The 9,670-nt window shown below is 71.1% G+C and carries 8 protein-coding genes; 3 read left to right on the top strand and 5 right to left on the bottom strand.

The window, feature by feature from the left end; translation table 11 throughout:
• Both ABH926_RS27425 and ABH926_RS27420 read left to right on the top strand, forming a co-directional pair.
• Window positions 1-453: a hypothetical protein gene (locus ABH926_RS27425; protein ID WP_370368673.1), complete on the top strand. Its 453-nt coding sequence runs from the start codon at window positions 1-3 to the stop codon at window positions 451-453.
• Entirely contained in the window at window positions 446-2,431 is a 1,986-nt protein-coding gene (locus ABH926_RS27420) for a lipopolysaccharide biosynthesis protein (protein WP_370368672.1), read from the top strand. Before ABH926_RS27425 ends, ABH926_RS27420 begins: the two co-directional genes overlap by 8 nt.
• Before the next feature lie 37 nt (window positions 2,432-2,468).
• Here ABH926_RS27420 and ABH926_RS27415 read toward each other — a convergent pair whose 3' ends face one another.
• The gene (locus ABH926_RS27415; RefSeq protein ID WP_370368671.1) at window positions 2,469-3,287 is read right to left on the bottom strand and encodes a glycosyltransferase family 2 protein; all 819 of its coding nucleotides are present in this window, start codon (window positions 3,285-3,287) and stop codon (window positions 2,469-2,471) included.
• The gene (locus ABH926_RS27410; RefSeq protein WP_370368670.1) at window positions 3,284-4,516 is read right to left on the bottom strand and encodes a cellulase family glycosylhydrolase; all 1,233 of its coding nucleotides are present in this window, start codon (window positions 4,514-4,516) and stop codon (window positions 3,284-3,286) included. Before ABH926_RS27410 ends, ABH926_RS27415 begins: the two co-directional genes overlap by 4 nt.
• A 245-nt stretch (window positions 4,517-4,761) precedes the next feature.
• Between ABH926_RS27410 and ABH926_RS27405 the strand changes: the two genes are divergently transcribed.
• Window positions 4,762-5,937: a glycosyltransferase family 4 protein gene (locus tag ABH926_RS27405; protein WP_370368669.1), complete on the top strand. Its 1,176-nt coding sequence runs from the start codon at window positions 4,762-4,764 to the stop codon at window positions 5,935-5,937.
• Here ABH926_RS27405 and ABH926_RS27400 read toward each other — a convergent pair.
• The 3 genes from ABH926_RS27400 to ABH926_RS27390 form a co-directional block, all read right to left on the bottom strand.
• Window positions 5,934-7,181, bottom strand: a complete 1,248-nt coding sequence (locus tag ABH926_RS27400; RefSeq protein ID WP_370368668.1) for a carboxylate--amine ligase — start codon at window positions 7,179-7,181, stop codon at window positions 5,934-5,936. The two genes, ABH926_RS27405 and ABH926_RS27400, sit on opposite strands and share 4 nt — an antisense overlap.
• 145 nt (window positions 7,182-7,326) lie before the next feature.
• A complete protein-coding gene (locus tag ABH926_RS27395) occupies window positions 7,327-8,526 on the bottom strand; it encodes an NAD(P)-binding domain-containing protein (RefSeq protein WP_370368667.1) in 1,200 nt (399 codons plus the stop codon).
• Window positions 8,527-8,754: 228 nt separating this feature from the next.
• Complete coding sequence (locus ABH926_RS27390; protein ID WP_370368666.1) at window positions 8,755-9,636, bottom strand: hypothetical protein; 882 nt, start codon at window positions 9,634-9,636, stop codon at window positions 8,755-8,757.
• Window positions 9,637-9,670: the final 34 nt, after the last annotated feature.

The following is a 9,670-nucleotide window of genomic DNA, read 5'->3' as shown; positions in this document are numbered from 1 at the left end:
ATGAGGACGATGTACCGGCCCGCCGCCGAGACGCTGATGGTCGCCGGGCTGCTGGGCTGGGCCTACGTGGCCCTGATCGCGGTGCTGCGGCCGTACGCGCTCTCCGTGCCGATCGCCGCCGTGCTGCCGTTGCGGCGTGACACCTTCGGGGCGCTGAGCCTGGCGCTGTCGTTCGCGTGTGCTTACACGCTGCGTGCCCGGACCGGCACGTTCTGGGCACGCCGCCCGGGCCGGCCGGACGCGGCCGAGGCCGCCATGGCCGCGGTCGGCGGGTACGCGTTCCTGGTGTGGGTCTACCTGTGCCTCAACAACCTGTCCCACCCGTGGACCACCGGGTACCGGCTCACCCACTTCTTCGAGCACCCGTCGGAGGGCACGACGGCCGTGCTGTGCTTCGTCGTGCTGTCCGCTTGCTTGTTCGGCCTCCGGGCCCGAAAGGCGCGGCATGGCTAAGGGGCGCCGCCGGCGGGGGGCCGGCGCACCGGACGCCGACACCTCGGGCGCCCACCCTTCTTACGCCGATGCTTCGTATACCGAGCCTTCGTACGCCGACGCGGCGGACGGCGACGGCCCAGACCCCGACGGCACGGACACCGAGGGCGGGAGCGGACCCGCGGGCTCGAAGATGCTCCGGAACTCGCTGTTCCTCATGCTCTCCGCCGGCCTCACCGCCGGCATCGGCTTCATATTCTGGGCGCTCGTCGCCCACCTCTACAGCTCGACCCAGATCGGCCTGGCGACCACGCTGTTGTCGGCGATCTCGCTGATCTCGTTCCTGAGCACGTTCGGGTTCGGGGCCACGATGATCCGGTATCAGGCCCACGGCGCGGCGCGGAACCGTCAGGTGTCGGTGATGCTGGCGATGGTGGCGGGCGCCAGCTTCGTGCTCGGCACCGGTTATGTCCTGCTCGTGAAGGTGATCTCCCCGGATCTGTCCTTCGTCCATGACAAACCCGTCTACGCCGTGGTCCTGATCGTCATCTGCGTCTTCGCCACGATCAACCTGGTGACCGACTCGGTCTTCATGGCCGCGCGCCGGGCCGAGTACAACACGCTGGTCGACGGCTTCATCCAGAGCCTGTCCAAGCTGGTGGTCCCGGCGTCCGTGGTCGGCATGGGCGCCATGGGCATCGTGACGGCTTCCGGAACGGGATACGTCGTGGCCACGCTGGCTTCGGTGTACTTCATGTACCGCAAGCTGGATTTCCGGTTCTCCTTCGGGCTGGGCGGCACCCGGATCCGGGAGACCGCGGGCTACTCGGCGACCACACACTTCTCCTCGCTGCTCAACCTGATACCGCAGCTCGCCCTGCCGATCATCACGCTGCGCTGGCTGGGGCCCGACGACGTCACCTACTACTACCTCGGCTCCCAGATCGCGGCCCTCCTCTCGACCGGCTCCTACGCGATCGGCAACGCGCTCTTTTCCGAGGGCGCCCACGATCCCGAGCAGCTGCGCAGCCTGATGAAGCGGTCCGCGACGATCATGACCGCGGTGATGATCCCGGGTGTCGCGGCCGTGATCCTGGTGCGCGAGCCGCTGCTGAGCCTGTTCGGCAGCAAGTACCCGGGACACGCACAGGGGCTGCTGACGATCCTCGCGCTCGGCGCCCTGGCCGTCGCGTTCCACACCTGGGCCACCAGCGCGCTGCGGATCACTGGGCGGATGAAGCCGCTGCTCGGCAGCAACGTGGTGTACCTGGTCGCGACGCTGGCGCTGGCCCTGGGCTTCGCCCACCGGGGCCTGAACTGGATCGGCTGGTCCTGGGCGCTGGGCAACCTGGCCTCGGGGGTGTTCGCCGTGGCGTTCGTGCCCGGAGCGAAGATCGCGGCCCTCGGCGAGGCCGACGAGGACTACGACCTCTACGACGAGCTGGAGCACGGCGAGGACCGCGCGCAGGACGGGGACCGGGTTCCGGCCGGCGTCGGCGCCGCGGGGCCGGGCAGCGGGACGCGGGACCGTCCGCGGCCCCGGCAGAGCGTGTGGGTCGGTGTCGGCGACTCGACAGCGATCACCGAGCCGATGTTCTTCCCGTGGAACCGTCCCGAGGCACGCGGACGCAGCGACCGGTTCGACGCGTACAGCCCGGACGGCGACGCTGGCGGCACCACGCCGCGCGCTTACGGACGGGAGAGCTGGCGGCCGGTGCGGACCGGAGGCCTGCGGATGCGGCCCCGGTCGATGCCGCGCCAGGCTGGGCCAGCGGATCAGGCGGCCGCGGCCGCGGCCGAGCGTATCGAGCCGCTGGACCGGATCGGATCGCCGCGCCGGGGGGTGTCTCCGTCCGCGGCGGACGCGGAGGAGACCCTCATCATGCGGCCGATCGTCGTGCCCGACTCGTTCTTCCGGCCGGAGCCCGAAGAAGACCGCGATCCGCTCCCGGAGCCGGGTCAGACAAACGACGGCTGGCGGCCGCCACCGGAGCGGTGAGCGCTCGCTCGTCGAGGGCTGACGCCGGGACGGTGCGCTAGAAGCGCCGGTTCGCCAGTTGGACGCCCACCCAGGCCAGGTGCTTGGCCCCGGCCACCGGCACGCTCCAGCCCAGCCGCCGGGCCGCCGCCAGCTTCTCGCGCCGCAGCAGGCCGCTCTGCGGCATGATCTTCGCCCGGTGGCTGAACTGGCCCTCGTGCACCCGGTAGCGCACCAGCTCCTCCGGCAGCGCGGCCACCTCGGCCCGGCCGAGGATCCGGAGCCAGAGGTCGTAGTCCTCGCACTGGATCGCGGCGTCGCGGAAGTTCCCGGCCTCGCGCACGACCTCCGGCCGCGCCATGACGGTGGACACCGTCACCGTGTTGAACAGCAGCAGCCGGCGGGCCAGCTCCACGGAGTCGGCGGGGCAGCGGCGCGGGCCGAGGTCGGCACCGGTCTCGCTGTTGAAGCGGCGGGACCAGGTGGCGAGCATTCCCAGGGCCGGACGGCGGTCGAACTCGGCGACCTGGCGGGCCAGCCGCTCGGGCTCGCAGAGGTCGTCCCCGTCGCAGAACGCCACCAGGTCGCCGCGGCACTCGGGCAGGCCCGCGTTCCGGGCCGCCGCGATGCCGGAACGGGGGCGCGCGGTGACGACGATCCGGATCTGGTCCTCGGGCAGCACGGCGGCCATGCGCCGGTTCTCTTCGCACTCGCCGTCCAGCACCAGGACCACTTCCCAGTCCTGGAAGGTCTGCTTCTGGATGGAGAGCAGCGTCTCCTCCAGGTAGTGCTGACGCGGGGCGCAGGGGATGAGCACGGACACCCGCGGCGTCTTGCCCTGGTCCGCCCCGGCCTCGTTCATCGCGCCCTCGTTCATCGTGCCTTCTTCGCGCCGGCGATGAGCTGCTGCAGGGTGGCGAACGCGGGACGGTAGGTCCCGTCGGCCCGCCGCAGCCCGAACAGCAGGTGGTCGGCGGGAACGTCCTGATAGGAGAACCAGAAGAACGACGCGACGTTCGGGTACGAGGACAGCGTGTCCACCTCTCCCTTGGCCTGGTCCACCTGATAGCTCTCGTCCGATTTGATCCGTTCCGGCGTGCCCCCGACCGCGGAGGCCACGCTCGCCCCGGTCTCGGTGATCCAGATCGGCATGTTCGGCGCACCGGCCTGGTTCAGCGCGGTGATGATGCTCGTCGGCGACTGGCTGATGGCCAGGAAGGTCTTGCTGGTCACCGGGGCGCCGTCCGGGTAGGGGTGGTAGGAGATCGCGTCGACCGCCTTCAGGCCGCCGTCCTTGGCCACCGCCGTGATGAAGTCGTACGGGCTGATGAAGGGCCCGCCGCGGCTCGGCTGGGCCGCCGCGAGGCCGCCCATCAGGATGAAGGCGTGCGGGTCCGAGGCACGGATCGCCGTGGAGACCGTCACCAGGAGCTTGGTGTAGTCCGTCGTGTCCGGGGCCGGGGCCCAGGCATCGATGTTGGGCTCGTTCCACACTTCCCAGTAGTGGACGCCCCGTGCCGAGTAGCGCGCGACCGCCTTCTTCACGAAGCTCGCGAACACCGCGTTGTCGGCGGGCGGGCAGGCGGCGGTGTCCTGGCAGGCGGCCCGGCGCGCCCACGGCGGCGGGAAGTCGATGGTGGCCAGCACCTTCAGACCGTGGGCGTTCGCCGCGGCGACCACGTTGTCGAACTTGGAGAAGTCCGGCGAGTAGTTCGCGAAGGACTGGTAGTCCTCCCAGCCGAAGTCGACGCGGATGTAGTCCATGCCCAGCCGGTTGGCATCGTCGAGCGCGGTCTTGAGCTGGTCCGGTGTGTCGAACGTCAGCGTGTCGCTGTAGTCCAGGCCCCACTTCATGTCGGCCAGCGCGGTGTTCTTGGCGTTGCTCGACGACGGCCCGGTCCCGGCGGTCCCCGAGGCGGCACCCGGGGACGCGGTCGCATTCGACGTGTCCGTGGTGGCCGCGGTGCTCGCCGCCGGCGAGTGGCCGAACGCCGTGGGCTGGCCGGGATCGCCGCCGGAGACGGCGGTCGCGATGACGGCGGCGATGACGACCGCGACCGCGGCGGCCCCGACGATCGCCCAGTGCCGGCGCTTGCTGTTCGCCATTATGATTTCGGGGCCGGTGACCGGCTGCCCTTCGCTCCCCTCGACCGGACTTCGTCGCTTGGCGGATCCGGTCGGTGACCGGGAGCGGCCGGGAGGCCGCCGCCGTCGCCGGGCGCCCCGGAAAGGGACGTCCGCCTGCGAGCGTTCATAGTGCCATGGTTCGGCGTCTTCGGTGTCACCGCGCCGATTCCCGAACCCGGGCGGTTCGCAGCCCACTATTTCGGTTCGAGGATTGCGCGGCACCGGTGAGAATTCTGCACATCGTCAACCTGGGCTTCGAGGCCGGGGGCGCGGAGAAGTTCGTCCGCATGCTCCGGGACGGCCAGACGGCTCGGGGCCACCAGGTCCGGGTGGTGGCCCTGCAATCCCCGTCGGGCGACCGGGCCGTGTTCGCCGACGACCTGGTCCCGCCGGTGGACGGCGGTCCGCTGGGCAAGCTGGCCGGGTTCGTGTGGCACCACCGGGGATACCGCGAGGTGCGGCGGATCATGCGCGAGTTCCGGCCCGACTGCGTCCACCTGCACACCGTCGGCGGGTTCGGCCCGGCGGTGTTCCCGGCCACCCGCGGCGCCGTACGGATCCTCACCATCCACGGCCCCGAGGACTGGACCCGCAAACTGCTGCGCTGGCAGGTCGCCGACAACGCCGGACGGATATCGCCCGGCGCCCTGCTCCGCTACCTGCACCTGCGTTTCCTGATGCGGCCCGCCTACCGGGTGTTCGGGCTGCGCCGGATCGACGGCTTCGCGGCCCCGAGCCGGTTCGTCGCCGACGTGATCCGCCCCGACGCCGGCCGGGTGCCGGTCCGGGTGATCCCGCATGCCGTGGACCGGGTCTTCACCCCGACCCCGGTCTCAGAGGTGTGGCAGACGGCCTACGTGGGCCGGCTCAGCCCTCTGAAGGGGGCGGACGTCGTCCTGGAAGCGTTCGCGATCCTGGCCCGCACCCAGCCCAAGGCACGGCTCGTAGTGGTCGGCGACGGCCCGGAACGCGACCGGCTGCAGGCGCGGGCCGCCGACCTGGTGGCGGCCGGCACGGTCGAGTTCCGCGGCTGGCTGAGTCCGCCGGAGGTCGCCGAGTGCTTGCGTGGCTCCGCACTGCTGGCCGTCCCCTCGACCACTCCGGAGATCTTCGGCCTGACCGCCCTGGAGGCGCTGGCCCTGGGCCGGCCCCTGGTCGCCAGCCGGATCGGGGCGCTGCCGGAGCTGGTCGGCCCGGACAACGGCGTGCTCGTCGCCCCCGCCGACACGGCCGCACTCGCCGAGGCGCTGGCCGGGCTGATCGGGGACGCCGAGCGACTGGCGCGGTTGGGCGAGGGCTCGGCGCGGCGCGCCGAGGCCTTCAGTCTGGACCGCTGCCTCGACGACTACGAATCCTGGTACGAGCAGGCCCTCGCGGACCGCGCCGGCCGAAAGCGCTAGCGGCGCAACCGGTGTTCCACGGCCTCCCACACCATCCGAGCGCCGGCCAGGAAGAACGGAGCCGGATCGTCCCAGGCGAACCAGGCGGCCTCGTCCGCGGCGCGCGCCGAGGCCAGCCAGGAGCGCAGGGAGAGGTCCCCCTCCCGTCGAAGCTCGCGGGCGGCGATCGGGTCATAGTTCTCGACGACCAGTGCCCGGCCGGGCACGGCCTCCCCCGCCGTGAGGCCGCGCCCGGTGAGATCCAGGTGCAGGGCCCGGACGGCATCGATGCCGGCCGTGTCCTGGAACAGCCGGAACTGGGCGCCGAGGCGGGGGTTGAAGTCCAGAAGCCGGTAGCTGTCGTCCCGCGGGTCCCACCGGTAGTCGAGATCGACGATCCCCTGGTAGCCCAGCCCGGACAGCAGCGCGACCGCCTCGGCGCGCAGCCGCTCGTTCGGCGCCCACTGGCCGTAGGTGGTCAGGCCCGCGTGGACCGGGAAGGAACGCTCTTTGGTGCCGGTGTGCCCGAACAGGCAGCGCGAGGCCGCGTCGAAATAGCCGTGGAAGAACCAGTCCTGGCGCGTGCCGGCCGGTGCGGGCGCCAGGTATTCCTGGAGCAGCAGGCCGGTGTCCGGGCCGTCGCCGGTCGCCCGGCGGGCCCGCTCGACCAGTGCCGACAGTTCGTCCTTGCTGCGAACGATGGTCGTGCTCTGCAATCCCACCGCCCGGTCGGCTGCCCAGGGCAGATTGACCTTGGCGACGACCGGATAGCCGCAGGAATCGGCGAAGGCCACGGCCTCGGCGGCGTCCACCGGGACCGTCGTCGCCGGATGCGGCACCCCGGCGGTGCGGCAGATCTCGGCGAGGGTCGCCTTCCCCGCCGCCCGGCGCGGCAGATCGGCCGGCGGGGAGGGGAACAGGTACCGGGGCCGGAGCTTGTCGCCGTGCTCGGCCAACAGGATCGCGCCCGCGTCGTCAGTGGTGACCAGGACGGCCGGGCCGGGCAGCCGGTCGGCGAGCCGGTCCAGCAGCTCGAGCACGTCATCGGGATTGGCGCTGGCCGGCATCGGCGACACCGTCCGACGGGTGTACCGGGACGCACCGGCCGGAGCGAACCGGTCCTCGCGCATGGCGTGGACCCGGATGCCCAGCCGCCCCAGGCTGCGGATCACGCCCAGCCCGCCGTGGTGGAAGACGTTCCGGTCGAGCTTCAGCAGCACGGCGTCGGTCGCGGTGTCCGCGTTCGGCGACGCTGTCACTGCCATGCAAACCAGCTTATAGTGAAGTCCAAGGTAGCCCTCGCCTGTCCAAGGAAATGCCCGATTTCCCGAAAGCCCTGGTGACGGAGCCCCATCCGATCTTATCGTTCGCCGCTGTTTGATCGATGCGAAGCCCCAAAGCCTTATGCGCTCAGCGCGGCAGTCTCGCCGCCGCGGCGCGGGCAGCGAACGCGGCCCCGCACACGAAGCGCATGGACGGCCCGAACGTCGCCGCCGCTGCCAGCCCGACCATGTGGAGCCCGCGCTCCGAGGAATCGAAGCCCGCTCCCAGGACCGGCGGGCCGTACGAGCCGCGCATGCCGCGGACCCGGCCGCGCAACTCCTCACTGAGTACCGTCAGCTTCCTGACATCCACTTCGAAGCCGGTCGCGGCGATGACATGGTCGGCCTCCAGCTCCCGGCCGCCGGACAGCTCCAGCCGGAGCGCGCCGCCCTCGGGCCTGGCCGCGGTGATCTGCGTACCGGTCAGGACGTGGGGGGCATCGAAAGACTTCTCAAACCGGTCACGGATCCACCAGGACCCCTCCGGCCCGAGCGTCTTGCGCACGACCTCCATGCGGTACCCCGCCGGCATCAACCGGAACAGAGCCTGCAGGTCGCCCAGCACCTTGTTGTAGTAGCCGGGCCCGAGGCCGTTCTCCGGCTGGCGCAGCTTCTGCCAAAGGGTGGTGGGGAGATCGGCGGGAAGGCTGTTCCAGGCCAGCGAGCCGGCGCGCGCCACCAGCGTGACATCGGCGCCCGCCTCGTCGAGCAGCACCGCGATCTCGATCGCGGCCTGTCCGCCGCCGACCACGGTGACCCGCTTGCCGGAGAAACCGGACAGATCGTTCACCGCGCTGCTGTGCAGCACCTGGGGCGCCTTCAGCCCGACGAGCGCCTCGGGGAAGCGGGGGAACGGCAGGAATCCGGCGGCGAGCACCACCGAGCGGGCTCGTACCGAGGAACCGTCGGCCAGCTCCAGCGCGAACAGCGCGCCTTCCCGGTCGACCCGCACCACGTCGGTCTCGTGGACGTCCGGCACCGCCTGCTGTTGGAACCAGCGGCCGTAGTCGACGAACGTCTCGACGGGCGTGGGCACGCCGTGCGCGTACGGCAGGCCCTCGAGCCGGCAGTACTCCTTCAGCGTGTAACGGTCGCGCGGGTCGGACAGGTGGGAGGCCCACGGCTCGGACTTGAGCTTCATGCCCACCGGCATGTGCTCGGCCCAGGCCCGCATCGGCGTGCCGAACACCCGGGTGCGCGAGCCGCGCACGGTGGCGTGCGCCGCCACCGACAGACCGTAGGGCCCGGCCCCCACCACGGCGGTGTCCAGGGTCTCTATACCCGTCATCGCTTTTCGCTTCTCCCCTAGTTCCGACCCCACGACCCCCGCGAGTAGCTTTCCCTGGAAGGGTCGGCAGACCGGGCCCTGCGTTTCAGAAACGCGGGAACCGTCGCTGTGTTCGAGACAAGATACCCGCCATCAAGTCCTCGACTTGGCCAACCTGGACAAACTCGCGCTGTGACCCGCGCGACCCCGAGACCCGTGCGACCCATGCGACCCTCGCCCGAGATTTGGTCAGCCTCCTGTCACGGCTCGGCCCGCGTCGGCGATGAAGGCCTTCAGCTGCGTGACGGCCTGGTCCCACGCCGGCCGCGCAAGCAGCCCGTCCACCTGGTCACCGGTCCACACGAACTGCGACTCCGACGGCGCCACCTGGCTGACGATCACGTCGGCGCCGTCCGGGCGCAGCCAGATATAGTCGCGGAAGTATTGGCCGGTCTGGTGTATCGAATCCTTCCGGTACTGGTGCGAAACAACCTCGCCGCCCTTGGCGAACGGAGTGGTGGTGCACACGTCCTGCGGGCTCAACGTTTTGAAGTGGTCACAAGTGAGCGCCAGGGTGCGGACCTGAACTTCGATCGAGACGCTTGTGGCTCCGCCGGGCCCGACGGCCCACGCGCCGTTGACGCCGCCGAGGACGTCGGTGGGCGGGGTGACCGGCAGCCGCTTCTGCGGCGGGAACTTCGAGCCCTCCACGCCGGATGAAGGGTCGCCTTCGATGTGCGAGCCGGCCGGCAGCGCACCGATGCCGGTGTTGAGGACGAAGTCCGCGAGCGCCTTGCGGTCAGCCGCTGTCGCGGGTTTCGTTGTGGGCTCAGTCGTGGGCTTCGCTGGCGATGACGAACCGCCCGCAGGCGTCGTGGCCGACGAGGCCGGGGAGACCCCGGCGCGCGTCGAGTTCTGGGTGACGACCGCCCCGGCGACGCCGACCACCGCGACCGCCGTCAGAACCCCGGCGGCAGCAGAGCGGCGCCGGTGACGCCGCGCCTGGGCCAGGGCACCCGCGTACATCACGGCGGAAGCCGGGGCCTCGAAGGAGAAGGCGGTCTCGCGCATCACTTCGGCGATGCCGTCGGGCCGATCGTTGTCGATGTCCTCGAAATGGCCGGTGGACATGGAAGTACACCTCTCGTGTCAGATCTGTCGGTGA

The sequence above is a fragment of the Catenulispora sp. GP43 genome, assembly GCF_041260665.1.
GTDB lineage: Bacteria > Actinomycetota > Actinomycetes > Streptomycetales > Catenulisporaceae > Catenulispora.
Note: the sequence above shows the minus strand (reverse complement) of the source record. Positions and strands in the feature narration are given on the sequence as shown.